Here is a 24,815-nt window from a genome sequence, read left to right as displayed (position 1 = left end):
GCGCAGCCGACATGTAGCCGTGCCACTTCTCGTCCGCTCCCCTCGCTCGCAAGGGAAATTACTACCCGGGCGCGGTCAGCCGTGGGTCCGGGGCCGGTAGTCGCCGTACTGCTGGCGCCGGGCGGGTCCTCGGCGGCGGAGCAGGTGCGCGGGCACGTAGTGGCTGACCGGCCGCGACCACTGGTCGTCTGCGGTGACGAGCTGGTAGGTGACCCAGCCGAGCAGCCCGCCGTCCTCGCGGCGCGCCCATTCGAACAGCAATCCGGGGTGCTCGGTCTCGATCCGCAGCCCGGCGCGGTCGCGCGGCGCGAGGATCTCGGCTCCGAGCACGAGCAGCTTGCGCACGCCCACCCACACGGGAATCGGCGGATCCACTTTCCGCACGGTCGACGGCCACTCGTTCACCTCAGGTCACCTGCTCGCGTTCACGTTCCCGGGCCGCCCCGGTTCCCGGCGGCCCGGACGGGAGTCGAACATGTGTTCGCATCAGGTGTCAAATTGGACTGGACAGTGCGGGCCAGCGTCACACTGACGCCTTGAGCACGCCTGCCGTCACCGCGCGGAAGCGAAGCGAGATTTCCCGTTCCAGCGCGGGAAAAGCGCCTCTAGTCCTCGCCGCCGACGGATCTCCGGCTGTTCGTCGCCGAAAACGGTCAGCCGTCCCCCGGGAACCCGCCACGTCCGGAAGCCCGCTGTGCGGCTCAGAGGGTTTCCGGCAGCACGGAGCGGGTAAACGGCGCGCATGCGGATCGTGATCACAGGCGCGAGCGGCAACGTCGGCACGGCGTTGCTGCAGGCCCTCGAACCCGGCCACGAGGTCGTCGGAGTCGCCCGCCGGGTGCCCGATCGCGCCGCTGAGCCGTACTCGCGCGCGAAATGGCATTCGGTGGACATCGGCGCGCCGGACGCCGACGAGGTGCTGACGGGGATCTTCACCGGTGCCGACGCGGTCGTGCACCTGGCGTGGGCCATCTCCCCCGCATGGGGTGACCCGCCGATGGCTCGCACCAACGAAGGCGGCACCTCGAACGTCCTGAAGGCGGTCAGCAACGCAGGCGTCAGGCACTTGGTATGCGCGTCCTCGGCGGCGGCCTACTCGCCGGAACCGCACGACGAGAAAGTCACCGAGGACTGGCCGTGCCGCGGGATCGCGTCCAGCGCGTACAGCCGGGGCAAAGCGGATCTGGAAGACGCCCTGGACCTGTTCTCCTCCGCGCATCCGGACGTCGCTGTCGCGCGGATGCGGCCGTGCGCGATCCTCCAGCGGCGCGCGGCGGGGGAATTCACCCGGTGGCTGCTCCCGCCGGTGCTGCCGCCCCGCCTGATCGGCGGCCGGTTTTCGCCGGTACCGCTGTGGCAGGGGCTGCGATTGCAGGCGGTGCACACCGACGACGTCGCCGAAGCGTTCCGGCTGGCGCTCGACCAGCGCGCGGTAGGCCCGTTCAATCTCGCCGCCGACGACGTGCTCGACGCGACCGCGTTCGCGCACGCGGTAGGCGGAACCCGGGTACCGGTGCCGAAACCGGTCGCGCGGACGGTGGCCCGCGCGGCGTGGCTGGCCGGGCTTCAGCCGTTGCACCCCGGCTGGCTCGAGCTGGCCGACAGTGCCGCGCTAGTCGACACCTCGCGGGCACGGCTCGTGCTCGGCTGGACGCCGCGGCGCAGTTCGGCCGAATCCGTCCAGGACCTGGTCGCCGGGATGCGCCGGAAGGACGGCGCGGCGTCGGCCCCGCTCGCCTCGTCGCGGCCCGGTCTGCTCGACCGCGCGCGTGCGCTGGGCCGGGGCCGCCCGACCCGCCAATCGCAGGCCTGAACCGTGCACACCGCCGACGCGATCGTCATCGGAGCCGGGCACAACGGCCTCGTCGCGGCGAACCTCCTCGCCGACGAGGGCTGGGACGTCGTGGTCCTGGAGGAACAACCCGCGCCGGGCGGGGCCTTGCGCACCGAGGAGATCACCGCACCCGGCTTCCGCTCGGATCTGTGCGCCGCCTTTTTCCCGCTCGGCGCGGCGTCTCCGGTGCTGAGCGGACTCGGGCTGACCGAGCACGGCCTGCGCTGGCGCCACGCGCCGGACGCACTCGCGCACGTTTTCCCGGACGACCGTTGTGCCGTTCTTTCCCGCGATCTCGACCGCACCGCGGAATCGGTCGCGCGGTTCGCGCCCGGAGACGCCGATTCCTGGCGGGAGCTTTTCTCGCAATGGCAAGGGTTTCGCGACGAGTTCCTGGCCGCGCTGTTCACCCCGTTCCCGCCGCTGCGGGCCAGTGGCCGGTTCCTGCGTCGCACCGGGACCGCCGAACTGCTGCGGCTCGCGAGGATGCTGACGCTGCCCGCCCGCCGGTTCGCGCGCGAACGTTTCGAGGGCGAGGGCGCCCGGCTGCTGCTGTCCGGAAACGCCGCGCACAGCGACCTTTCCGTCGACAACGCCGGAAGCGCGGTTTTCGGCTGGCTGCTGGGGATGCTGGGCCAGGACATCGGATTCCCGGTGCCCGAAGGCGGCGCGAGCGAACTGGCGGCCGCGTTGGTGCGCCGGCTCCGAGCCAAGGGCGGTTCGGTCCACTGTGGAGTACCGGTGACCGAGGTGCTGGTCGCGCGCGGCAAGGCGGTCGGCGTGCGCTGCGCGGACGGCGAGCCGATCCGGGCTCGCAAGGCGGTGCTGGCCGACGTCACGGCGGAGACGTTGTACGGCAACCTCGTCGCGCCGGAATGGCTGCCCTCCCGGCTGCTGGCAGACCTCCGGGTGTTCGAATGGGACAGCGCGACGGTGAAACTCGACTGGGCCTTGTCCGAGCCGATTCCGTGGACCGCGAAGGACGCCCGCGGCGCGGGCACCGTTCATCTGGGCTGCGACGAGGACGGCTTGTCCGCTTTCGGGGCAGAACTGACCCGGGGCAAAGTGCCCGAGCAGCCGTTCCTGTTGCTCGGCCAGATGACGACCGCGGACCCGGCGCGCTCCCCGGCAGGCACCGAATCAGTCTGGGCCTACACACACGTCCCACGCGGCAGCGACCGGGACGCGGTGCGGCGGCAGGCCGAACGCATCGAGTCGACGGTGGAGCGCAACGCGCCCGGGTTCCGGGACTTGATCCTCGCCCGCCGGGTCCAGGGCCCGGAGGATCTGGCCGGGCACGACGCGAACCTCGTCGGCGGCGCGGTCAACGGCGGCACCACGGCGATCCACCAGCAGCTGTTCTTCCGCCCGGTGCCGGGCCTCGGCCGGGCCGACACCCCGGTGGACCGGCTGTACCTCGCCGGCGCCGCTGCCCATCCCGGCGGCGCGGTGCACGGCGGACCGGGCTCGAACGCCGCACGCGCCGCGCTGGCCCGCGACCGGCTGCTCGGGCCCGGATACGCCGCGCTGATCCGCGCGGCGAACCGGGCGGTCTACGGCTGACCCGCGTCACCGCCGGACGGATCTTGTGCGCGCCCAGCCGCGTGCTCGGCCCCGGTCCCTCGCCAGCGCCCGAGCGCCATCGCCGACAGCCGCGCGAGCGACTCCTTGTTGCGCGGCGCGAGCGCCAGCGCTTGCAAGCTTTCCGGCAGCAAGCCGCCGATCCCGCCGGTCGCCCACTCGGCCATGCTGACTCTCGTCCCGCCCGCCCCGTCCGGGGCCAGCGAGAGCACGATCTTCGCGGTAGCGAACGCGCCGCCGCGGGCCTCCAGCTCCAAGGAGACCCCCGGTTCGACGGCCAACACCGCCGTCGTGTCCTCCAGTTGCAGCGGCCATCCCCCGATGCTGTGGTGGATGCGCGCGCCGACCGCGGGCCAGCTCGGGTCGACGTCGCGGATGTGGCAGCTGCCCACCACCCAGCCGGAGTAGGACCAGCCGTCCGCCAGGACGTCGAACACCGCTTCCGGCGGTGCTGGCACCGTCCGGCTCACCTCGACCATCCGTTTCCTCCTCGTCTCCTCCGCGGGATTTCCCCCGCGCGGGAGGGGCAAACTCCGCAGCGCGGATCACCGGCGGAAAGGCCCCGACGGGGAGGCGGACACCGGATGACCGCCGGTCACGCGATCCGGGGCGGCCCGGCTCCCGGCGGCGGGCGGGCCGGGCCGCGAGCTTTCCGCGACGAGATCGGTCCGAATTGATGAACCTTGGCCCCTATCGCAGGCCAGCGCGGAAGAGCACCATAGAGCCCGGCACCGACCGGACAGGCCCCCAGCCGCACCCCCTACCCGAGCGGGAAGCACCATGCAGAATTCGCGGGTCCCCAGCCCCGCCGCCGTCGAGGCCGCGGTGTCCGCGGCACTCCTCGCTCCGGGCACCTCCGACGCTCCGCTCTGGCAGTGGCGCGTCGGCCACCGCACCCTTCACCTGTACGCGGCCCCCGGCCGGCGACGAGCCGCCGACGACCCCGCCGGGCGATGGCAGGTGCTCAGCAGCGGCGCGGCGCTGCACCATCTCCGGACCGCATTCGCCGGTCTCGGCTGGGCTTGCGCGGTGGACCGGCTGCCGTCCCCGGACGAACCGGACCACCTGTGCGTCGTGACGCCGCAGCCGGGCGAACCGCCTCCCGGGGAAATCGCGTTGGCGGCGTCGATCGCCCGCCGCCGGGAGGACTTGCGGCCGTGCGGCGCACGGCCGGTGCCGGCGGACTGCCTTGACCGGCTTTCGCAAGCGGCCGCCCGCGAAGGCGCGGCGCTGCACCCGGTGGACGACCGCGCGGTCCGCCGGTACCTCATGTCCACGATGGGCGAAGGTGCCAGGATCCCCGCCCAGATGCGTCGCGAAGGGCTGTACGCGCGAAGCGTCGCTTCTCAAGGCGTTCTCGTCCGCGCCGGTGCGGGGACGGCCGAGAACCGGCTGCCGGTCCCGCTCGGCGAAGCGGAGCCTCGAAGCGACGGCGCGTCGCTGCTGGTGCTCAGCACGCCCGGCGACGATCGCCTGGCCTGGCTGCGCGCGGGAGAGGCTCTGAGCGCGGTGCTGCTGACCGCGACCGGGTACGGATTGTCGTCCGGCCGGCTGAGCCGGGCCGAACAGCGGTTGCACGAAACGCTCGCGGAACGCGTCACGCTCGGCCAGGCACCGCAGGCGGTGTTGTGGGTGGGACGGCCGCCGGTCGGCGTGAAGCGGCTCCAGATGACGAGATCCCAGGCCAGCGTCGACGACGTGCTCGAACCGCTTCAGGCGCCCCCGAAGCACAGCCGCTGACCGGACCGCTGCCGTGCCGTCGCCCATTCCACGGCACGACAGCGACGCGGTCGTCCATTTCCCACTGTGCCCATTCCCACTGTACCCATTCCCACTGTGCCCAATGGACCCGGCGGCCCCGCGCTCCGGTGCTTTAGAGTGGCATCGTGACAACGGAAACCGGGGAATCCGGCCGCGCCGGGCGACGGCCGGTTCTTTCCGATGTCGCGCGGCTGGCCGGCACTTCCACGGCGGTGGTCAGCTACGTCGTCAACGACGGGCCCCGTCCGGTGGCGGAGAAAACGCGGCGCAAGGTCGAGGACGCCATCCGGATGCTCGGCTACCGGCGCAATCCGCTTGCCGGGGCGTTGAGCGGCGGCCGGTCCAATTTGGTCGGATTGCTCGTGCCGGACACCGCGAACGCCTTCTTCGGCGAGATGTCGCGCTGCCTCGAAGCGGAGGGCCGCCGCCGGGGACTGCTCACGCTGCTCGGCAATACCGCCTACCGTCCCGGGCTCGCGGACGAATACGGCGAGGCGTTCTCCGAATTGCGGCCGCGCGGAATTTTCGTGACCACCGGCGAAAAGCCGCGGCTGTCGGCCGAAACGCCATGCGTGTTCCTGCAGTGGGCCGCGCCGGACGACACCTCGCCCAGCGTGGTGTTCAACGACTTCGAGGGCGCACGGCTCGTCACCGAGCATTTGCTCGGGCACGGGTACGAGGACATCGTGTGCGTGGCAGGCGAAATCGCGGTGGGACCGGCCGAAGGCCGCGAAGGCGGCTGGCGCCGGGCGATGGCCGACGCCGGTCTGCCCGCCGAGGGCAGGCTGGTCCGGACGTCCTTCGACAAGGTCGAGGCGGGCCGGGCGGTGCGCGAGGTGCTGACGAGCGGCCGCCGGATCCGCGCGGTCTACGCGACCACCGACGAACAGGCGCTGGTGACCATCCGCATCGCGCACAGCCTGGGGTTGCGCGTGCCGGAGGATCTCGCGGTCGTCGGTTTCGACGGGACCAGGGAAGCCCGGCTCGGCGACGTTCCGCTCACCACGGTCCGCGTGCCGCTGGAGGAATTCGCGGTTCGCGCCTTCGACGCCCTCGACGGCCAGGCCGCTTCTTCGGCCGTTTTGGACGGCACGCTCAGCATCGGCGTGACTTGCGGCTGCGAACCCGGTGCCACGGAGGAAACCGCGCACGCCGGAGCTGCCGCGAGCGGATGACCGCCCCGCCGCGGCGAACGCGCGACGGGGCGGTTCGCTACGGCGCGAGGGTGTTGTGCTCGTCCGAGGCGTACTCCGAGTTCAGCGACAACGCGCTGAACCGGAACGGCCGGTCCACGCGAGTGAAGCCGAGCGGGCAATGCCGGATGCCCGCGGGCAGATAGACCGAACCGCTCGCGGTGATCACGTGGCGGACGCCTTCGATGTCGAGGTAGATCTCCGCGCCGAGGTCGTCCGGATCCGCCGGGTTGTTCCCGTGCCAGATCAGCACCTCGTCGTAGTCGTGCTGATGCTCCTTCACCCACTGCACCGGAGTGTCGCATTCGCTGATCCACGTGTAGGTGAGGTGGATCTTGCTCTCCGGGACCTCCTTCGCGCGCATGAGGGCGAGCGACTCGCCGACGTTGGGCGGTTCGACGACGCCCGCCGCCGCTCCCTCGTTGACGAGGTCGTCGAGACAGTTGGGCATTTTCCTCACGAACAGGCGCTCGTACGGACTGGTCATGCGGCCGCTTCCTCCTCTGCTTCCGGACGGGTGGAGCCTGCTGAAGGCACACTCTAAACGATTAGCTTCTCCACTTGTAGACTCTTCCCTAGCGCCCGGACTGGCCGTACCCTGTGGCGAAGCTCGGCAGATCTAACGGATTAGATTTCCGGCTTCCCTGGAGGTCCCCAGTGTCGCGCAGACCCCGATGCCTTCCGACCCTGCTGCTCGCCGCGGCGCTGATCGCCGCCTGCGGCCGTCCGGACGGCGCGGCCGCCGGCGGAGCCAACACGCTCCGCGTCGCCGTCTCGGCCGACGCGGGCGAGAGCCTCAATCCCTACGTCGGCAGCCAGAGCCCGATCCAGGAACTGCGCACCTCCCTGCTCTTCGAAGGGCTCACCACGCTGGGCCCGGAGGGCAAAGCCCAATGGCGGCTAGCCACCGGCATGACGCCGAACGCCGACCGGACACAGTGGACGATCACGCTGCGCCCCGGCGTGAAATTCACCGACGGCACCGATTTCACCTCCGCCGACGTCGTGTCGAGCATCAACTACCTGCGCGATCCCGCGCACGCCGCACAGGGTCTGTCCCTGATCCAGATGATCGACCCCGCCGCTGTCCAGGCGGTGGACAAGCTCACTGTCCGGATCGGACTGACCGAACCGTTCAGCCCCTTCAAGGAGATCTGGGCGAGCGTGCTGCTGCCGATGACCAAAACCGGGTCGGCTCCGGCGAAACCGGTCGGCACCGGGCCGTTCGCGGTCGCCTCGTTCGCGCCGGGCCGGGAGTCCACATTGGAACGATTCGACGGCTACTGGGGCAAGAAACCCCAGCTCTCCGCGGTCCGGCTGATCGAGTACCAGAGCCAGCAGGCGCAGGCGAACGCGTTGCTGTCCGGCCGGGTCGACATCGCGTCCAACACCACCCCGACGATCGCGAAAACGCTCGCCGGGCGGGACGGGATCCAGCTGCTCGACAGCAAAGGGAACTTCAGCCTGCGGATCGGGCTCAACACGGCGGTCGCGCCGTTCCGCGACGTCCGGGTGCGACAGGCCTTGCGGCTGCTGGTCGACCGGCAGCAGATCGTGTCCAACGTCTTCAGCGGCTACGCCCGGATCGCGAACGACTACGAGACCACCACGCCGCAGTGCGCCGCGCCCGATCTCCCGCAGCGAACTCCCGACGTCGCGGCGGCGAAACGGCTGCTGGCCGAGGCCGGGCACAGCGATCTGGCGTTCGCGATCACCACCGACGGCCTGCTGCCCGGCATGTCGGAACTGGCGCAGGTCTTCGCGCAGAACGCCGCGCAGGCCGGGGTCAAGGTGAGCGTCAACGTGGTCCCGACGCCGGAACTGCTGGCGAAATGGGGCCAGTGGCCGGCTTTCGTCGACTACAACCCGGTCCCCTACCTGCCGTCTGTGCTCGGTTCGCTGCTGCCGGACCGGATCGGCAACGGCTCGCACTGGAACGACCCCGCTTTCGTGAAGCTCGCCGGCAAACTGTTCTCCTCGCCCGAAAAAGACCAGTGCCCGCTCATGAACCAGATGCACGAAATCGAGTACACGAGCGGACCCAACATCACCCCGGCGTTCTCCGACGTGCTCCTGCCGCACCGGGCGACAGTGCGAGGGCTGGTGCCGGACGTGAACGGCCGCCCGCTGTCGTTCCTGACCGAGGTGACGGTCGGATGACCGCGCGATGGGTCGCGCGGCGGGTCGCGCTGGGCGTGCTCGTCCTGCTCCTGGTCTCGATGCTGGTTTTCCTGGTGACGCAAGCGTTGCCGGGCGACGTGGCCCGGATCGTCCTCGGCAAGGACGCCACCGCCGAGCAGGTGACGGCCCTGCGCCGCCAGCTCGGGCTCGACCAGCCGCTCGTGACGCAGTACGGCCGCTGGCTCGGCGGGCTGCTCACCGGCCACCCGGGAGTGTCGCTGCAGAACCGGGAACCGGTCGCCGACATTCTCGGGCCGCGCATCGTGAACTCGTTCACCCTCGGCTTCGTTTCGATGGCACTGATCCTGCCGCTGTCGGTGATCGCCGGAGTGCTGAGCGCCGCGCGCCGCGACAGTTTCGCGGACAAGGCGTTCGTCGCCGTCACGTCGCTGAGCATGGCGCTGCCGCCGTTCGTCGTGGGCATGCTGCTGATCGCGTTGTTCGCCACCTCGATGCTCGGGGTGCTGCCGGGAGTTTCGGACATCCCGCCCGGCGACCTGCCGTGGTGGCATCCGCCGGAACTCGTGCTGCCGGTCGCCACGCTCACGTTCATGGGGGTGATGTACTTGGGACGCTTGGTTCGCGCTTCGGTCATCGACGCGCTCGACAGCGAGTACGTGCAGATGGCCGTCCTCAAAGGACTCAGCCGTCGGCGCATTCTGTTCCGGCACGCGCTGCCCAACGCGATCGCGGCGAGCCTGCCCGCCGCCGGTCTGGTCGCGGCCGTCACGATCACCGGCGTCGTGGTCGTCGAGTACGTCTACTCCTACCCCGGGCTCGGCACGGCGCTGGTCAGCGCAGTGAACTCGCACGATCTCCCGGTCGTGCAGGCGTGCGTGCTCATCCTCGCGGCCACGTACTACCTGTGCAATCTCCTCGCGGACCTCCTTGCCGCAGCGGGGCGCACCCGATGAGCGTTTCGGTAGTGCGCCGCGCGGCGCAGACCGGCCGCGCACGGCTCGGGCTCGGATTGCTCGCCGCGACAGCGTTCATCGTCGTCTTCGGTCCGCTGCTCGCGCCGTGGCCGCCGACGGCCATCGTCGCGCCTCCGCTGGAGGGCCCGAGCGCGAAATTCCCGCTGGGCACGGATCTTCTCGGCCGGGACGTGCTGAGCCGCCTGCTGTCCGGGGGCGGCACCCTCACCTGGATGACGCTCCTCGCCACCGGCATCGGCGTGGCCCTCGGGGCGCTCATCGGCTTGACCGCGGCCTACCGCGACGGGCTCGCCGACACCGTGCTCATGCGGGCGATGGACATCGTGCTGAGCTTCCCGGAGACCATCTTCGTGCTGGTGTTCGTGGCCGCGTTCGGCCGCCACCCGTTGCTCACCGCGGCACTCGTCGGAGTGGCCTTCGCCCCGGGAGTCTCGCGAGTCCTGCGGGGCGCGGCGCTGCCGGTGCTCGACAGCGAATATGTGTTGTGGGCCAAGGCGAACGGACTGCCCGGGCGGCAGATCGTCGTCGGCGAAGTGCTGCCCGGCGTCACGTCGCCGCTGATGGTGGAAGCCGGGATGCGGCTGGTGTGGGCGGTCACCGCGATCGCCTCGCTGAACTATCTCGGCTTCGGCATCGCTCCGCCCGCCCCGGACTGGGGGCTCATGGTCAGCGAGAACCAGGACGGCCTCGCCGCCGCGCCGCTGCCGGTGCTGGCTCCCATCGCGCTGATCCTGATGATGGCGCTCGGCGGCAACCTCGTGGCCGAGTCCGTCGCCAGGACAGTCAGCCGCACGGAAGGAAAGAGCTGACGTGGCCAAGGAAGTCGCGGTGTCGGGCGTAACCGTCGAGGCCGCCGGGCACCCCATCGTGCGGGACATCGGCTTCGAACTCGGCCGCGGCGAGGTCCTCGGCGTGGTCGGCGAATCGGGCTCCGGCAAAAGCACCCTCGCGCTCGCCCTGCTGGGTTTCGCGCGCACCGGCGCGAAAATCACGAGCGGGCAGGTCGTGGTCGACGGAGTCGACCTGCTTTCCTTGCCCGCCGCGGAGTTGCGCCGCGCGCGAGGCCGGAAAGTCGCGTACGTGCCCCAGGACCCGGCGACCGCGCTCAACCCGAGCCTGCGAGTCTCGACCCAGCTGACCGAGGGTTTGGACGAGCCCGCGCAGACCCGGGTGCGGCAGCTGCTCGACGCCGTCGGGCTGCCCGGCGACGACGCCTTCCTGCGCCGCCGCCCGCGCCAGCTTTCCGGCGGCCAGCAGCAACGGGTCGCCATCGCGATGGCGATCGCCGCCGGTCCGCGGCTGATCGTGCTCGACGAGCCGACGACCGGACTCGACGTCGCCACCCAGTCCCGCGTGCTCGACCTGGTCCGGGACCTGTGCCGGACCCGCGACCTGGCGGCGATCTACGTCTCGCACGATCTCGCGGTGGTCGCCGACGTCGCCGACCAGGTGATGGTCATGTACGGCGGCGAGGTGGCCGAACACGGCCCCGCCCGCGGTGTGCTGGCCCGCCCCGCACATCCCTACACCCGAGCCCTGCTCGCGGCCGTGCCGTCCGCGACCCACCGGCACCGGCTGGTCCCGATCCGCGGCCGGGCCCCCGGCATCGACGATCTCCGCCAGGGCTGCACCTTCGAGCCGCGCTGCGACTACGCCACGACCGATTGCCGCACAACGCATCCGTCCTTGGTGCGCGGGCCGTCCGGAACCCTCGCCCGGTGCATTCGCGCGGAAGAAGTCGCCCGCGCCACCAGAACCGTGCCGCGCGCGCCCGAGCCGTACGTCCCTGCCGCGGACGAGCCAGCCCTGTTGTCAGTCTCCGGCTTGAACGCCAGCTACCGCGGACGGCAGGTCGTCTTCGACGTCTCCTTCGCCCTGCGGCACGGCGAATGCCTCGCCGTCGTCGGCGAATCGGGCAGCGGCAAAACCACCATGTCGCGGTGTCTGGCCGGACTGCACCCCGAACACCAGGGCGAAGTGACCCTCGACGGCAAGCCGATCCCGGCCGCCGCTGCCCGGCGAGACTCCCGCACCAGGCGTGAACTGCAGTATGTCTTCCAGAATCCTTATGGCTCGCTGAGTCCACATCGGACGGTCGAGAACAGTCTCCTGGTCGCCCTGCGCCACTACTTCGGCGTGAACGCCCGCGAAGGCCGCCTCCGGGCCCGCGCCGCGCTCGACCGCGTCGAAATCCCCGCCCGGCTGGCCGGCCGCTACCCCGCGGAACTGTCCGGCGGGCAACGCCAACGAGTCGCGATCGCCCGGGCCCTGGTATGCGAACCGAAACTGGTCATCTGCGACGAGGTGACGTCCGCATTGGACGTCTCGGTGCAGGCGTCCGTCGTGGAACTGCTGCGCTCGCTGATGGACGACGGACCGTCGATGATCTTCGTGACGCACAACCTGGCGGTGGTGCGCAGCATCGCGGACGAGGTCGTCGTGCTCAGCGAAGGCCGGGCCGTCGAATCCGGGCGGACTGATCAGGTGCTCACCGCGCCGTCGCATCCGTACACGAGAAGCCTGCTCGCCGCGACGCTGGAGGTGCCCGACCCTACGACGCCGCGGAATCGTTGACGCGGCGATAACGGATGTGCGTGGTCAACGGCGAATGCAGCACCTCGACAGGCTCGAAGCCGAACGACTCCACCCCGTCGAACATCCGCTCGCCCGCCCCGAGCAGAACGGGGGCGATGTCCAGAGTGAGTTCGTCGACGACCCCGGCGTTCAGCGCCTGCCGGACCGTCGAAGCGCCGCCAGCGATGTCCACTCCCTTGTCCCCCGCAGCCTCGCACGCTGCCGCGTAGGCGGCGTCGAAACCGTCGGTGACGAAGTAGAAGGTCGTCCCGCCGTCCATTTCGATCGGCTCGTGGCGATGATGAGTCAGCACGAAGACCGGCGCGTGATACGGCGGCTCGGCACCCCACCAGCCTGACCAGTCCTCGTCCCAGTCGCCGCGGATCGGGCCGAACATGTTGCGCCCCATGACGTACGCGCCGCGAGGACGCAGAAGCCATTCGCTGGCGGTCTTGTCGGCGTCGGTGGCCCGGGGGTCGCCGATGTGCCAGGTGTGCAGTTCCAGCCCGCGTTTCCCCAGCGGATCCTCGCGGCTCTGCCCCGGCCCGGCGACGAAGCCGTCCAGCGAGATCGACATGTGACAGGTGGTGTCCGGCATGGCGAGGCTCCGAGTGGTTGTGATTTGCAAGCGGTTGGAGGGAAGATAGCAGGGGGTGGGCGGGGAGCGCTACGTGCGGCCGCAGCCGGGGCGGGGACCCGCAGGTCAGCCGTTCCGATTGCCGAGGAACGTCGTCGTGCGATGCCAGGCGAAGTACGGTTCGGAGGCTTCCCGATGGGCCCCGCAGCGACGGCCTGCCAGGTGCTGCATCCGCAGTTTCAGGCTCCCGGCGGGAAGTCCGTCGAGCTGCACGGTCTGGATGCAGCCGGTGTCGTCGACAGTGACCCACCCCGACTCGTACAGGACGTCGCAGCCGAAACTGCAGGCGAGCATGGCGATGTCGCGGAGTTTGCGTCGTTCGTCGTCGGTGCAGGCTGCGCGTTTCTTGATATGCGCCGCGACCACGAACTGCACCGGGAACTCGTCGCCGCACAAGGCGCACGGCGCCGAGGCGCGGCCGTTTGCCAGCAACCGCCGCAGCCGGGTCTGTTCGGTCCGGACTTTGACCTGAGTCCGCACGTCCAGTTCGCCGAAGTGGACGTCGCCCGCGTCGGGCTCGGCGGCAGAGCTGTGCAATGTCACCGTTGCCGGGGACTTGGTGGTGGTGACGTGCGGCAGAGTGGCAAGGACCGCCCCGACGAAAGCGCTCCGGTGCCCGAGTTCTTCAACGGAAACCTGGAGCGTGCCGCGCGCGGTGAGCACGTCCAGCCCGTGCTGGATGTCGACGAGAGGGACGGGCTGTCCTTCCGGAGACCGGTCGGTGCCCACCAGCACCGATCCGTTCTCGACCTGGATGATCCGGTTCTCCTTGCCGGCGACCGTCCGGATCGTCTCGCCCTTGAGACTGCGGAGCAGGTCGCCCACCAGTGCCTCGTTCGCCGAGGGTGCGGCGAGATCCGCCTCGAGCTGCGCCGCGTCGCCCGGTCCGCAACCCGGAACCTCCAGCCGCAGCTCGATCCGTTTCTGGTTGTTGCCCTCCTTCGCCGCGCCGTCTTTCAGGCCGACCTTTCCTGACGCCCGGGTGATCTGCCGCCGCACCTGCTCGATGTCGCGCTCGCCGGCCAAGTCGATCGGAGCCGGGACGATGCTGCGCTCTGTCTCCGGCAGGCGGGCAGCCCGCGACGACGCCACTACCCCGGAAACCACGACTGCTTGCCGGTCCCGAAGGCGGCGGAGCAACAGCGTCAAAGCGCGGTTGTACTGGTGGTTGCGCGGCTGCGGCCCGGGGCCTCCCCCAGCGCTCTCCAGCACCAAACTCAACCGCTCGCCGTCGGAAACCACGGAGAACTCCGCGTTCAGCTCAACACCGTCGTCTTCGCGCGCAAACACGAGATCAGCTTTCCAGACCGTCCCCGCCGCCGTCGACGGAAAACGCGGTCAGAACAGCGAACCCACCGCCACCGCCGCGCAAATCGACAGGAACAGCCCGCCCACCGCGAATCCCAGCGGTTTCTGCCGCCAAGCCGTGTGGCGGTCCAGCGAATACCACCCCGGCCCGGTCAGCAGCAGCGCCAACGCCATCGCCGCGAGCGTCAGTTCCAGCTCGAACCCCAGGCCGTCGCTCCCGAAAAGCCCTCCGGCCCACTTCACGTGGACCGCGCTGATCGCCACCCCGAGCAGCCCGGCCGCGGCGAGCGGGGTCAGCAGCCCCAGCGCCAGCAGCACTCCGCCGCCGACTTCGGTGATGCCGGTCAGCCAGGTGAGGAATTCGATGTTGTGGCTGAAACCGTAACCCCGCAGCAGGCTCTCGAAGCGCTCCATGCCCGAGCCGCCGAACAGGCCGAAGACCTGCATGAGCCCGTGCGCCCCCATCGCGACCGACAGCATCAGCCGCAGCACCAGCAGACCGAAGTCCAAGCCGCCATTCTCATCCGACCAACGGGACATGTTCGCCACGCCGACACCCTAGCCATCCGGCGAGCCGGCCCCGGCGACCCACCGAACGTGTCGCGGAAAACGTCACGGCGCGGAAGCGGCGCCCTCGGGCAGGTAGCTGTCGCGGAAGCCGAACGCGCTCGGCGAAGGTCCCTTCTCCCGCAGCAGTTCCAGGCGTTCGACGGCCTCCTCGACCGTCGGGATGTGCCCGGCGGGAACCCACCACAGCACCTGGAACGGCGTCTTCGGCAGTTCGAACCACTCCGAGCGGCGGCGCAGCAGGTCCAGGTGGCCGCTGCGGTAGACGTAGTCCCACAGGGCCTCGCGGTTTTCCCAGACCGACATGTTCACCAGGACGTCGGAGCCCAGCGAGGTCCGGATCGCGGTGGCGTCGTTGCCGCCGTCCTCGACCAGGCGCCAGACGAAACCGGGCGCGTTGTCGGCGACTTCGTTCAGGGGGTCGAGCATCGACGTGAAGCCGTGCATCCGGGGGTCGGCGAGCGGGAATTTCAGGATGCCCACGTTGAGCTGGGCGAGGTGATATCGGGTCACGCCTTCACCTCACCATCGCCGTCCTTCTATGTCAACTCTCATTATTTTTAGAAGGCTCGACGACGACGCAGCACAGCCCGGGGCGCGGATCCATCCGGGCGCGCAGGCCTTCGGCGTCGTCGAGCAGTCCTTCCAGCAGCGCCAGATTCATGCCGCACACCAGCCCCGGATGCCGTTGCGAGAGGACATGGAACGGGCAGTTGACGAGGCGCAGGACGTCGCCGTCCTCGCGGGGTTCGTAGCCGCGGGCGGCCAGCAGTTCCTTCGCGGCGGCGAGATCTTCGATCGGACATGCGGCGGCACGACCCTCGCGGCGGGCGGCGGCCTGCAGTTCAGTGTCGAGACGGGCGGCTTCGGCGACCTCGGCCAGCAGATCGGCGGCGGTGCGATAGTCGCGCGCCGGGACGGAGAACTGACGCTCGGCGTCAGACCGGCGGTAGAGCTTCGCCGGACGCCCGGCACCCGGGCCCGAACGTCCGCTCAGCCGCTTGCTTTCCGTCTCCAGCAGTCCCGCGTCCACGAGCTTGTCGAGGTGGAAAGCGGCGAGCGTGCGCTGGATCCCGGCCCCCTCGGCCGCTTCGTTCCGGCTCACGTCGTGGTCTTGGGAAACCACGTAGTCGTACAGCCGTCGCCGGACCGGATCCTGCAGGACGGCGATCGCCTCGATGTCTTCCACCCTGCCAGTCTAAGAACAACGACAATGCGCGTTAGAGGACGCCGTTCCCCTTCGAACTCCTTCGCGTTGAGACCGACCGCGGCGGTTCGGCACGCATGTGGTCGCGCACGCGGGCCATGATGCCGCCCAGCGCGTCCAAGTCCGAAGTGGACAGTGGGGCGAACAGCAATCGGCGGACAGCCTCGACGTGCCCGGGCAGCACCTTCGCGACCAGCTCCCGACCGGCGTCGGTGATGCCGACGACCGTGGCCCGCTGGTCTTCCGCGCTGGGACCGCGGGTGACCAGACCAGCCTTTTCGAGCAGGCCCGCCTGATGAGTCAGGCCGCTGCGGCTGTAGACGACGCCGTCCGCCAGCTCCGTCATCGTCAGCGGCCCATCCGAATCGGCGAGCCGGGCCAGCAGCTCGAACTGCACGTAGCTGAGGTCGCCCTCGGCCCGCAACTGCTGGCTGACGGCGTGCTGCAGCAGGCTCACCGCCTCCATGAGCGCGAAATAAGTGTTGAGCTGCTTGGGCTCCAGCACGTCCGCCATGCCGCCAGTCTAGATGCTTCGAAGTCGAATCATCGTGACCGCTCTCACATCCCCGGGACTTTGCTTCGATATCGAAGCACACTGTCCTCACAAGTTGCTTCGACTTCGAAGCAGTTATGGAGGATGTCATGAAAGCAGTGCGCTACCACCGCTACGGCGGAAGCGAAGTACTGGCCTTCGAGGAGGCCGAGCGGCCGGTCCCGGCCGAGGGGCAGGTGCTCGTGAAGGTGGCGGGCACCTCGTTCAACCCGGTCGACCTCGGGATCCGCGCGGGCGGACTGCAGGAGGTGTTCCCGTTGGCTTTCCCGCACGTGCCGGGCATCGAGGTCGCCGGGACGATCGCCGAGCTCGGGCCCCAGGTCGACGGTTGGAAGGTCGGCGACGCGATCGTGGCCTTCCTGCCGATGAACGCCGACGGCGCGGCCGCCGAATACGCCATCGCCCCGGCCGACGCGCTGGCCGCCGCACCGCGGACGGTCGAACTGCCCGACGCCGCGGCCCTGCCGGTCGGCGGACTGACCGCGTGGCAAGCGCTGTTCGACGACGCTCAGCTGCGAGCGGGCCAGACAATCCTGATCAACGGCGCCAGCGGAGCTGTCGGCAGCTTCGCCGTTCAACTCGCCCACCAGGCAGGCGCGACCGTCACTGCGACTTCGAGCCCACGCCACGAAGAACGCCTCCGCGAATACGGAGCCGACCGGATCATCGGGCACCTCGACTTCGTTTCCGACGCGGTTGACGGAGCGCCGTTCGACGTCCTGCTCAACCTCGTGCCCACCACTCCGGAAGAGACCGTGGCGCTCGTCAGCCTGGTCGCCGACGGCGGAGCGCTGGTCAGCACCACCACTCCCCCGCCGGAGAATCCCGGACGCGGGATCCGGACGGCACGGGTGTTCGTCGCCAGCAAGGCCGAACAGCTGGCCGAACTCGTCGAGCGCGTCGACGCGGGGAAGGTGCGGATCACCGTCGCCGACCGGCGGCCGCTGGCGGACCTCCCGGCTGTGCACGACGAAGCAGCCACGGGACGACTCGCCGGCAAGACCGTCCTCATTCCCTGAAAACCCGGTTCGAGCGCTGGCTTCAGCGCTCGAACCACACCCGCTCAGCGCCGGGCTTCCGCCAGACGAGCCGGGGTCGCGCCGAGCCACCAGCGAGGGTCCGCCGTTCCGTCCGTCGTGCGGCCGTCGCGGTGGACGAAGAACCGCTCGTCCCGGCCCGGCACGTCGAATTCCCCGTCCAGCCCGCGCGTCAGCCACTCCGCGCCGAACGCGAACACTTCCGCCGCCGTCCCGCCCAGCGGGTGGAATTCGTCCTCGTAGACCCGCATTTCCTTGGGGGCGCGGATTTTCTCGTAGGTCTCGAGCGCGCTCTCCACCGGCGTCAGCTCGTCGAATTCCCCGATGCCCAGCAGCACCGGGCATTCGATGCCGGCGACGAGGTCGCCCAGCGGCATCTTTTCCTTGAGGTCGCGGTCGAACGACGCCTCGTCGGTGTAGCCCGCCATGTACATGTAGTTGTTCTTGAAGCTCGGCTGAGCCCGTTCGAAAATCGTCTCGAAATCGCCGGACACCGCTTCGAAAGCAGCCACCGCGCGCAAGCGGGTGCCCGGCGCCGAAGCGGCGCGCAATGCCCAGTAGCCGCTCATGCTGATGCCGAACAGGCCGATCCGGTTTTCGTCCACTTCGGACAGACCGGCGAGGTAGGCGGCGTAGGTTTCGAGAGCGCGCTCGTAGTTGTCCAGGGTCACCGTCACCCCGCGCGCCCGGGTCTCGCCCTGCCCCGGTCCCTCGATGGACAGCGCCACGACTCCGCGCGAGGTGTAGTAGCGCTCGGCCGCGAAGATGTAGTCCTCCTTGATCATGTCCATGCCCGGCCCCAGAATCACTGCCGGGGCACCGGAAACCGGCTGCGCTGGCAGGTGCAGGAGACCGAAGATCTTGCCGCCTTCGAAGTTCAGCTCGACCCGGCGCACCGTGTTCCCGCGCAGCTCGCCCAGCCGGGCCACGCACGCATCGCAGCGCTCGCGGAACTTCGCTTTGCGGCCGTCGCCGGAGTCGAAGATCGAGTACTGCGCGCGGCCGTACATCACCGCCGCCCGCAGGTACAGATCCGAAGCCGTCCTGCGGTAGCCGAGCCGTTCGTGGTGTGCAGCCCGTTCCTCCGCCTGTCCGGCGACGACAGCCCACGCTTTCGGGAGCATCGCTCCGGCGCGGACCATCGCGAACACCTTGTCGAAATCGGCGTGATCGTGCCCGAGCTGTTCGAGCGTGCCCTTGCCTTCCGGGTGCAACGCGTCGAAACCGCCTTGCGCCAGCGCGATGTCCAGGGCCCAGCTCTGCCCCGCCGAACGTGTCGTCATGCTCGCCTCCATTTAGCTAAGTACTTAGCTAATGTGCCACGGCTAGACTCCGCGCGGCAAGGAATGCGGCCAGGGACACAGGAGAACGAACCGATGGGCGACGAGGCGATCACCCGGCTGGCACGAGCCGCTTACCGGCTCAGCGCGGCCGATTCCCGGCTCCGCGGCCGCGCCACCCGCAGCACCGAAGCCCTTTCGCTCGCCCACGCCCGCGCGCTCAAGAGCCTGGCCGAACACGGGCCGATGACGGTCAACCAGCTGGCCGGGCACGTCGAAACGACCGGGGCCGCGGTCACTCAGCTCGTCAACGGCCTGGCCGGGGCCGGTTACGTCACGCGCGAACGAGCCGCCTCCGGGGACCGCCGGACGTCGATCGTCGCCTTGACCGACGCGGGCCGGCGGCGGCACGAGGAGCGGGAAGAGATCCTCGCCGCCGGATTGCGCGAGCTGACCGAGGACCTCGACGAGCACGCGATCGACGCCGCCGGCACGGTTCTCGCCCGGCTGGCCTCGCTGTACGACCGTCTCTGACGAGCGAACCAAGCTCTATCACCTGATTGAAACGACTGATAGAGTCCGCGCCATGGGCACCGAAGCCGCGCGGATCCCCGCCAGTCGCGGAGCGGCGACCGAGCAGCGTTTGATCGCTGCCGCGGAACGGCTTTTCGCCGAGCACGGCGTCGGGGCGGTGTCGCTGCGGACGGTGATGCAGGCGGCGCAGACGAATGTCGCGGCGATCCACTACCACTTCGGTTCCAAGGAAGGGCTGCTCGACGCGGTCCTGCGCAGCCGCCTCGGCCAGGTGACCGGCGAGCGGAACGCGGTGCTGCGGGAGTTCCCCGGGAAGGACGTCACCGCGCGCGAACTGGCCCGCGCGTTCGTGCAGCCGGTGGTCGCGGTGCTCGAATCCGGCGGCGAATGCTGGATCCGGCTGGTCGGCCGGCTGCTGGCGACCGGCGGCGACGGGCTGGACGCGGTCGCCGAATCGTTCTTCGAGCGCAACGCCGCGTTCGTCGGCCTGCTCGACCGGCTGAGCCCGGGCGTCCCCCGCCGGACGCTCGATTTCCGGCTGTCCCAAGCGATGACCGTGACGCTGAACGTCCTCGGCGACGTCGGCCGCACCCGCCGCCTGCACGGCCCGGACGCGGCGGACTGGACCACCGGCCAGATCGTCGACGACCTCGTCGACGTCGTGACCTCCGTACTCGCCGGCCCGCCAGTGGCCCGCCGCAGAAAGTGAGGATCGATGGGAACCAACCAGCGAGCGCAGATCGAGATGACCCCGGAGGAGGTGTCGGCCTATCTCGCCTCCCAGCGCACCGCGACGCTGGTGTCGCTCGGCCCCGGCGGGCACCCGCACGCGGTCGCGATGTGGTTCGCGCTCATCGACGGCGTGCTGTGGTTCGAGACGAAAGCCAAGGCGCAGAAGGCAGTCAACCTCCGCCGCGATCCGCGCGTCACCGTGCTGGTCGAGGACGGCCTGACCTACGACGTCCTGCGCGGTGTCTCGCTGGAGGGACGAGCCGAGGTCGTCGACGATCCGGAAGCGCTCTGGGCGGTCGGGGTCGACATCTGGGAGCGTTATCACGGCGAGTACACCGACGAGGTGAAGCCGATGGTGGAATTCATGCTCCGCAAGCGAGTCGCGGTCCGCGTCGACGTGGACCGCGTCCGTTCCTGGGACCACCGCAAGCTCGGGCTGGACCCGATGCCGCTCGCCGGATCGACCGCAGCGCAGTACTCGCAACCGCCTGTCCGCTGACGCGTTCGCACCACAGGAGGCCACCATGCCCGCACAGGCGCCCAAGGGCCTGGACTCGCCGGTCACCGCGGCGATCATGAAGCACATGGCCAGAATCCAGGTCAAGGTCTTCACTTTCACCGGCGGCCGGATCGGCAGCAAATGGCGGGTCGGGGCCGGTTTCCGGAAGCCGGTGCCGACGCTGCTGCTGGAACACCGCGGCCGCAAGTCCGGCAAGGTGTTCACGACCCCGTTGCTGTACCTGCGTTCCGGCGACAATCTCGTCGTCGTCGCCTCCCAGGGCGGCCTGCCGAAGCATCCGCAGTGGTACTTCAATCTGCTCGCGGAGCCGGAAACCCGCGTGCAGCTCAAGGGCCGCCGCGACGTCCCGGTCACCGCGCGGGTCGCGTCGGCGGACGAGCGGCGCGAACTCTGGCCGCGGCTGGTCGAGCTGTACGGCGACTTCGCGAAGTATCAGGAGTGGACGGATCGCGAGATCCCGGTCGTGGTGCTCTCCCCGCGCTGACGACCAGGTTCGGCGCGCAGGATCCCGGCGCTCACGGCGGCGATGACGCACAACAGCGTCAGCAAGAAGAACGCGTGCTCGAGCGGAACGACGCGGGTCAGCCAGCCGATCACGGCCGGACCGGCCAGCATCCCGACGTAACCGAGACCCGCGACGCGAGACACGTTGGCACCAGCAGCCGACGGGTCGATCCGCCCGGCCCCGCTGAACAACTGCGGGACACAACCCGCCAGGCCCAGCCCGAACAAGGCCCATCCCGCGAACGCGGCCACGACCGACGGAAACACGGCCACGATCGTGATTCCCACAGCGGCGACCGCCGAGCCGTACCGCAGAATGGCCACCGGCCCGAAACGGGCGGACAGCCGGTCGGCGAGGAGACGGCCGAGCGTCATCGTCGCGGCGAAGGCACCGTAACCGAAGGCCGCGGTGCTCGCCGGTACCCCGAGAACGTCTTTGAGGTGCAGCGCACTCCAGTCGTTGGCGGCTCCCTCGCACAGCATGATCATCAAAGCGAGGACCGCGAGAAACCAGATGTGCCGAGGCGCGCGACGGTGTCGGCCCTCGACGGCGACGGCAGGCCGCGGCGCCTCGGTCGCCAGCAAGGTGCGAGCTGAACCGAGCGCGATCACGATGCCCACGACAGCCACGACGGCCAGCGTCGCGAGAGTGCTCATGCCCGCGCTCGCCGCGCCGGCCGCGACTAGCGCGGCGAGGACACCGCCGACGGAGAACGTGGCATGGAACGCCGACATGACGGGCCGCCGGTAAGCCTTCTCCACGTGCACGGCATGGGCGTTCATGCTCACGTCCAGGCAGCCGTGGCAGAACCCGAAGACCAGCAGCGCCGCTCCCAGCGTCCACGGATCCCAGGCCAGCCCGGGAAGCACCAGAGCCGCGCTGGCCAGCACTCCCCCGGCCGGGAGGACGACGCGCGTCCCGAGCCGGTCGCTGAGGGTCCCGGCCGCCCGCATGCCGAGGAAAGCCCCGAGCCCCAGCAGCACCAGGAGGCCGCCCAGCGTCGCGTGGCCGATGCCGACTCGCTCTTCGACGGCGGGGATGTGCACCACCCAGACGCCCATCAGGACGCCGCACAGGACGAAGTAGACGAAGGTCGCCGCCCGGGCCGCTCGCGGCAGTCTGTTCATGCCATCGACCATAACGAACAGACTTGATGATTGAAAAGGAGATTTTCGAACACGATGAATGTTCGATAGGATGGTCGGCATGAGCAACGCAAGCCGCCACGGGCTGATCGTCCAGACCGTCCGGGAATCCGGCAGTGTCACGGTCGGAGAACTCGTCGAGCTGACCGGCGCTTCCGAAATGACCATCCGGCGCGACCTCGACCTGCTGGCCGGTCAGGGTGTCCTGGAACGCGTCCGCGGCGGCGCGCGCACTCTGCTGCTGCGAGGCGAGGAACCGCCTTTTGCCTTGCGTGCCAACGAAGCCGTCGACGCCAAACGCCGGATCGCGGCCGAGGTCTCCGCGCTCGTCGCCGACGGGGAGACCGTCCTGCTGGACAGCGGCACCACGTGCCTGGAGGTCGCCCGCGAACTGCGGCAGCGACCGGTCACCGTGCTGCCCCTGTCCCTGCAGGCCATCCACTTGCTCGGCGAAACCCCCGGACCGGCGACGCTGATCGTGCCCGGCGGGCAACCCCGCGGCGCCGAAGGAGCGCTGACCGGCCCGCTGACTCTCGCGGCCCTGTCCGCGCTGCGCTTCGACACCGCGATCATCGGCTGCTGCGGCCTCACCGCGGCCGACGGCCTCACCGCCTACGACCTCGACGACGCGGCGGTGAAGAAAGCGGGCATCGCGTCCGCCCGCCGCACCGTCCTGGCCACCGACGGCAGCAAATTCGGCCGCACCGCCCACGCCTACGTCGGCCCGATCGCGCTCCTCGACACGCTCGTCACCGACAACTCCGCACCCGCCGACGAACTCGCCGCGCTCGAAAGCACTGACACCGTCATCAAAACCGTCTGAGCGGCTCTCACCCGACGCGAGACGACGCGCGGCTGGTGAACCGGAACTCGATCGCGACCGGAATCTCGTCCAGCTCCAGCGCTTCTTTGAGCCGCGGCAAGCTTTCCTCGGTGACGCGACGCCGGATCTCGCCGAGGTCCACGTCCTGTTCGCAGGTGAGGATCAGCGCCAGTGACGGGTTCTCCCGCGACCCGGCGAGCGACGCGCGAGCCTGGTGCACGCCGGGATACTCGCGCAGCTCATCGGTGAAAGGGGCGACCGCGGTGTCGGCGTGCAATTCGGTGCGTCCCTGGGCGGGATCGCTTTCGAACCGCCAAACCCCGGTGCGCGGCCGGTGCGCGAGCTGGGCGAGCAGCCAGCGCAGCGCGAGCAGTCCCACCACCACCGCCGCCACGGCGATCACGTAGAGGACCCACACGGGCGGCTCTGCCGTGCCGGGGACGAGCGGGGCCTCAGGATCGAGCAGCCGCAGCACCCGGAAGTGGGTGGCCAAGCCGAACCCGCCCGCGGCGAGCAGCACGAGGCCGAAAACCGCGAGCAGGCTGCGATTGAGCGCGGCCGGACGGTTGACGCCGGTCATGACACCTCCCTGGTGGCCCGGACCCGCACCGACACCGCCGGCCGCCGGACCGGCGCGATGCGGTCCAGCCGGGACTCGACGGCCGCCCGGACCGCGTCGGCCAGCCCGTCCGTACGGGTGCGCGCGGTTTTCACCCGCACCTTGACTTTTCGCGAACCGGTCGAGATCCGGGCCCGGTCGACACCGTCCACGTCCGCCGCGGCCGCGCGCAACGCGGACTGGTAGTCCGTGGTGTCGGCGCCGGAGTCCGGGTCTCCCGCCAACGGGAGGATCCGGCGTTTGCCCGGCAGGAGCGCCGCCCACAGCAGCACGAGCCCGACGAGCGCGACCGCCGCCGAGATCAGCGCCGGGACGAGATCCGTCCACTTCGCGTCGTGGGCGGCCGAAGCGACGGCGCGGTAGTCCAGCCACGGCTGATGCCCGGTGAGCCGCTGGATCGCCGCGACGGCTGCCAGGACGCACACGGCCAGCAGCACACCGGCGGTCAGGCTCGCCGGAAGAGACCGGCGGGTTCGGCGTTTCACTCGATCCTCCTTCTCCGGGCGGCCTCGGCGCGCAGAACCGACACCGGCATCCACCCGGTCAGCCACGGGCTCGCCGCAACCGCAGGCGCACCAACGGCCGAGCTCCCCCGAACAGACCTCCGCATCACTCGATCCTCCTTCGCCCAGCGGGCTCGGCGTGCAGGGCCGTCACCGTGATGCCGACGCGGCTGACCGGCATCCCGGTCAGCTCCTCGACGCGTCCGCGCAGATGGCCGCGGACCCGTTCGGTCGTCGCGCCGACCGGGGCCGGGTACTCCAGCGAGATCCGCACGTCCAGCTCCACCTCGCCGCCCGCGATCCGGGCGGTGGTTTTCGCCGACCGGTCCAGCGACTCGCCGCCGAGGCTGATCCCGAGCGTGCGCCCGGCGGAGCCGCCGACCCGGTCGATCTCGCCCGCCGCGTGCGCCGCCAGCCGCTCGACCACGTGCTCGCTGATCGTGAGGCTCCCGCGCTCCTCCGGCGCGGTTTCCGCCGCGCGTTCGGCTGCGACAGTCACGGGTCACCCCCGGTCGCGGCCGGTGAGCTGCGAAAGGTCGAGCTTGCCGTCCAGCAGCCTGCCGACGAGCAGCCCGACCGCGCCCAGCACGAGAACGAGCAGGAACGCCCCGAACCCGCCGATCGCGGCGGCAATGCCCAGTGCGAGGCCGGTGATCAGCCCCAAAGCGGTCGCGTTCACGACACCGTCTCCTTCCGGTTTTCTGACTCGGTTTCCGCCGCGGCCGGCGGTTCGGCGCCGGGGACGAGGACGTCGGCGATGAGCACGTGCACCGGACGGCCGGGGGC

Annotated in this window: 29 protein-coding genes; 14 read left to right on the top strand and 15 right to left on the bottom strand. The window is 70.2% G+C overall.

What is annotated here, in order from left to right:
* Window positions 1-75: 75 nt before the first annotated feature.
* Window positions 76-405: a hypothetical protein gene (locus tag ACWGIC_RS33915; RefSeq protein WP_452080000.1), complete on the bottom strand. Its 330-nt coding sequence runs from the start codon at window positions 403-405 to the stop codon at window positions 76-78.
* 337 nt (window positions 406-742) lie between these two features.
* On the opposite strand from ACWGIC_RS33915, the gene ACWGIC_RS33910 reads away from it, so the two are divergent.
* On the top strand, window positions 743-1,813 hold the full coding sequence (locus tag ACWGIC_RS33910; protein WP_452079999.1) for an NAD-dependent epimerase/dehydratase family protein: 1,071 nt from the start codon (window positions 743-745) through the stop codon (window positions 1,811-1,813).
* Between the two features lie 3 nt (window positions 1,814-1,816).
* Window positions 1,817-3,397, top strand: a complete 1,581-nt coding sequence (locus ACWGIC_RS33905) for a phytoene desaturase family protein (protein ID WP_452079998.1) — start codon at window positions 1,817-1,819, stop codon at window positions 3,395-3,397.
* On the opposite strand, the gene ACWGIC_RS33900 is transcribed toward ACWGIC_RS33905, so the two are convergent.
* Window positions 3,388-3,894, bottom strand: a complete 507-nt coding sequence (locus ACWGIC_RS33900) for an SRPBCC family protein (RefSeq protein ID WP_452079997.1) — start codon at window positions 3,892-3,894, stop codon at window positions 3,388-3,390. The genes ACWGIC_RS33905 and ACWGIC_RS33900 overlap by 10 nt on opposite strands.
* A gap of 301 nt (window positions 3,895-4,195) precedes the next feature.
* Here ACWGIC_RS33900 and ACWGIC_RS33895 point away from each other — a divergent pair, with 301 nt between their 5' ends.
* Both ACWGIC_RS33895 and ACWGIC_RS33890 read left to right on the top strand, forming a co-directional pair.
* Window positions 4,196-5,155, top strand: coding sequence for an Acg family FMN-binding oxidoreductase (locus ACWGIC_RS33895; protein ID WP_452079996.1), 960 nt, complete (start codon window positions 4,196-4,198; stop codon window positions 5,153-5,155).
* Between the two features lie 146 nt (window positions 5,156-5,301).
* Window positions 5,302-6,351 carry a LacI family DNA-binding transcriptional regulator gene (locus ACWGIC_RS33890; protein WP_452079995.1) on the top strand — a complete coding sequence of 350 codons (1,050 nt, stop codon included), beginning with the start codon at window positions 5,302-5,304 and terminating at the stop codon, window positions 6,349-6,351.
* Window positions 6,352-6,388: 37 nt separating this feature from the next.
* Here the strand turns inward: ACWGIC_RS33890 and ACWGIC_RS33885 are convergent, their stop codons facing one another.
* On the bottom strand, window positions 6,389-6,856 hold the full coding sequence (locus tag ACWGIC_RS33885) for a hypothetical protein (RefSeq protein WP_452079994.1): 468 nt from the start codon (window positions 6,854-6,856) through the stop codon (window positions 6,389-6,391).
* Window positions 6,857-7,026: 170 nt separating this feature from the next.
* On the opposite strand from ACWGIC_RS33885, the gene ACWGIC_RS33880 reads away from it, so the two are divergent.
* From ACWGIC_RS33880 to ACWGIC_RS33865, 4 genes are read left to right on the top strand one after another with little or no spacing between them, the layout of a single operon-like run.
* Window positions 7,027-8,529 carry an ABC transporter substrate-binding protein gene (locus ACWGIC_RS33880; protein WP_452079993.1) on the top strand — a complete coding sequence of 501 codons (1,503 nt, stop codon included), beginning with the start codon at window positions 7,027-7,029 and terminating at the stop codon, window positions 8,527-8,529.
* A complete protein-coding gene (locus ACWGIC_RS33875) occupies window positions 8,526-9,464 on the top strand; it encodes an ABC transporter permease (protein WP_452079992.1) in 939 nt (312 codons plus the stop codon). Before ACWGIC_RS33880 ends, ACWGIC_RS33875 begins: the two co-directional genes overlap by 4 nt.
* On the top strand, window positions 9,461-10,294 hold the full coding sequence (locus tag ACWGIC_RS33870; RefSeq protein WP_452079991.1) for an ABC transporter permease: 834 nt from the start codon (window positions 9,461-9,463) through the stop codon (window positions 10,292-10,294). Before ACWGIC_RS33875 ends, ACWGIC_RS33870 begins: the two co-directional genes overlap by 4 nt.
* A gap of 1 nt (window position 10,295) precedes the next feature.
* The gene (locus ACWGIC_RS33865; RefSeq protein ID WP_452079990.1) at window positions 10,296-12,059 is read left to right on the top strand and encodes a dipeptide ABC transporter ATP-binding protein; all 1,764 of its coding nucleotides are present in this window, start codon (window positions 10,296-10,298) and stop codon (window positions 12,057-12,059) included.
* Here ACWGIC_RS33865 and ACWGIC_RS33860 read toward each other — a convergent pair.
* From ACWGIC_RS33860 to ACWGIC_RS33835, 6 genes are all read right to left on the bottom strand, one after another.
* Window positions 12,037-12,657 carry a dihydrofolate reductase family protein gene (locus ACWGIC_RS33860; RefSeq protein WP_452079989.1) on the bottom strand — a complete coding sequence of 207 codons (621 nt, stop codon included), beginning with the start codon at window positions 12,655-12,657 and terminating at the stop codon, window positions 12,037-12,039. The two genes, ACWGIC_RS33865 and ACWGIC_RS33860, sit on opposite strands and share 23 nt — an antisense overlap.
* 105 nt (window positions 12,658-12,762) lie before the next feature.
* On the bottom strand, window positions 12,763-13,986 hold the full coding sequence (locus ACWGIC_RS33855; protein ID WP_452079988.1) for a hypothetical protein: 1,224 nt from the start codon (window positions 13,984-13,986) through the stop codon (window positions 12,763-12,765).
* 48 nt (window positions 13,987-14,034) lie between these two features.
* A complete protein-coding gene (locus ACWGIC_RS33850) occupies window positions 14,035-14,514 on the bottom strand; it encodes a DoxX family membrane protein (protein WP_452079987.1) in 480 nt (159 codons plus the stop codon).
* A gap of 102 nt (window positions 14,515-14,616) precedes the next feature.
* Complete coding sequence (locus ACWGIC_RS33845; protein WP_452079986.1) at window positions 14,617-15,084, bottom strand: DUF3291 domain-containing protein; 468 nt, start codon at window positions 15,082-15,084, stop codon at window positions 14,617-14,619.
* A gap of 31 nt (window positions 15,085-15,115) precedes the next feature.
* Entirely contained in the window at window positions 15,116-15,760 is a 645-nt protein-coding gene (locus ACWGIC_RS33840) for a helix-turn-helix transcriptional regulator (RefSeq protein WP_452079985.1), read from the bottom strand.
* A gap of 31 nt (window positions 15,761-15,791) precedes the next feature.
* Window positions 15,792-16,292, bottom strand: a complete 501-nt coding sequence (locus tag ACWGIC_RS33835) for a MarR family winged helix-turn-helix transcriptional regulator (protein ID WP_452079984.1) — start codon at window positions 16,290-16,292, stop codon at window positions 15,792-15,794.
* Window positions 16,293-16,420: 128 nt separating this feature from the next.
* Here ACWGIC_RS33835 and ACWGIC_RS33830 point away from each other — a divergent pair, with 128 nt between their 5' ends.
* Window positions 16,421-17,350 carry an NADP-dependent oxidoreductase gene (locus tag ACWGIC_RS33830; RefSeq protein WP_452079983.1) on the top strand — a complete coding sequence of 310 codons (930 nt, stop codon included), beginning with the start codon at window positions 16,421-16,423 and terminating at the stop codon, window positions 17,348-17,350.
* A 44-nt stretch (window positions 17,351-17,394) separates the two neighbouring features.
* Here the strand turns inward: ACWGIC_RS33830 and ACWGIC_RS33825 are convergent, their stop codons facing one another.
* Complete coding sequence (locus ACWGIC_RS33825) at window positions 17,395-18,651, bottom strand: alpha/beta hydrolase (protein WP_452079982.1); 1,257 nt, start codon at window positions 18,649-18,651, stop codon at window positions 17,395-17,397.
* A 93-nt stretch (window positions 18,652-18,744) separates the two neighbouring features.
* Between ACWGIC_RS33825 and ACWGIC_RS33820 the strand changes: the two genes are divergently transcribed.
* Genes ACWGIC_RS33820 through ACWGIC_RS33805 form a run of 4 tightly spaced genes read left to right on the top strand, consistent with a single transcriptional unit; the run spans window position 18,745 to window position 20,918 of the window.
* Window positions 18,745-19,182: a MarR family winged helix-turn-helix transcriptional regulator gene (locus ACWGIC_RS33820; RefSeq protein WP_452079981.1), complete on the top strand. Its 438-nt coding sequence runs from the start codon at window positions 18,745-18,747 to the stop codon at window positions 19,180-19,182.
* Between the two features lie 52 nt (window positions 19,183-19,234).
* Complete coding sequence (locus tag ACWGIC_RS33815; RefSeq protein ID WP_452079980.1) at window positions 19,235-19,891, top strand: TetR/AcrR family transcriptional regulator; 657 nt, start codon at window positions 19,235-19,237, stop codon at window positions 19,889-19,891.
* Between the two features lie 6 nt (window positions 19,892-19,897).
* A complete protein-coding gene (locus ACWGIC_RS33810) occupies window positions 19,898-20,413 on the top strand; it encodes a pyridoxamine 5'-phosphate oxidase family protein (RefSeq protein ID WP_452079979.1) in 516 nt (171 codons plus the stop codon).
* Window positions 20,414-20,438: 25 nt separating this feature from the next.
* On the top strand, window positions 20,439-20,918 hold the full coding sequence (locus tag ACWGIC_RS33805) for a nitroreductase family deazaflavin-dependent oxidoreductase (RefSeq protein WP_452079978.1): 480 nt from the start codon (window positions 20,439-20,441) through the stop codon (window positions 20,916-20,918).
* On the opposite strand, the gene ACWGIC_RS33800 is transcribed toward ACWGIC_RS33805, so the two are convergent.
* Entirely contained in the window at window positions 20,867-22,066 is a 1,200-nt protein-coding gene (locus ACWGIC_RS33800; RefSeq protein ID WP_452079977.1) for an MFS transporter, read from the bottom strand. The two genes, ACWGIC_RS33805 and ACWGIC_RS33800, sit on opposite strands and share 52 nt — an antisense overlap.
* A gap of 79 nt (window positions 22,067-22,145) precedes the next feature.
* On the opposite strand from ACWGIC_RS33800, the gene ACWGIC_RS33795 reads away from it, so the two are divergent.
* A complete protein-coding gene (locus ACWGIC_RS33795; RefSeq protein ID WP_452079976.1) occupies window positions 22,146-22,907 on the top strand; it encodes a DeoR/GlpR family DNA-binding transcription regulator in 762 nt (253 codons plus the stop codon).
* A gap of 7 nt (window positions 22,908-22,914) precedes the next feature.
* Here ACWGIC_RS33795 and ACWGIC_RS33790 read toward each other — a convergent pair whose 3' ends face one another.
* The 4 genes from ACWGIC_RS33790 to ACWGIC_RS33775 form a co-directional block, all read right to left on the bottom strand.
* Complete coding sequence (locus tag ACWGIC_RS33790) at window positions 22,915-23,487, bottom strand: alkaline shock response membrane anchor protein AmaP (RefSeq protein WP_452079975.1); 573 nt, start codon at window positions 23,485-23,487, stop codon at window positions 22,915-22,917.
* Entirely contained in the window at window positions 23,484-24,011 is a 528-nt protein-coding gene (locus ACWGIC_RS33785) for a DUF6286 domain-containing protein (RefSeq protein WP_452079974.1), read from the bottom strand. Before ACWGIC_RS33785 ends, ACWGIC_RS33790 begins: the two co-directional genes overlap by 4 nt.
* 124 nt (window positions 24,012-24,135) lie before the next feature.
* On the bottom strand, window positions 24,136-24,528 hold the full coding sequence (locus ACWGIC_RS33780) for an Asp23/Gls24 family envelope stress response protein (protein ID WP_452079973.1): 393 nt from the start codon (window positions 24,526-24,528) through the stop codon (window positions 24,136-24,138).
* 3 nt (window positions 24,529-24,531) lie between these two features.
* On the bottom strand, window positions 24,532-24,708 hold the full coding sequence (locus tag ACWGIC_RS33775) for a hypothetical protein (RefSeq protein WP_452079972.1): 177 nt from the start codon (window positions 24,706-24,708) through the stop codon (window positions 24,532-24,534).
* Between the last annotated feature and the right edge of the window lie 107 nt (window positions 24,709-24,815).

Source organism: Amycolatopsis sp. NPDC054798, from assembly GCF_053611505.1.
Note: the sequence above shows the minus strand (reverse complement) of the source record. Positions and strands in the feature narration are given on the sequence as shown.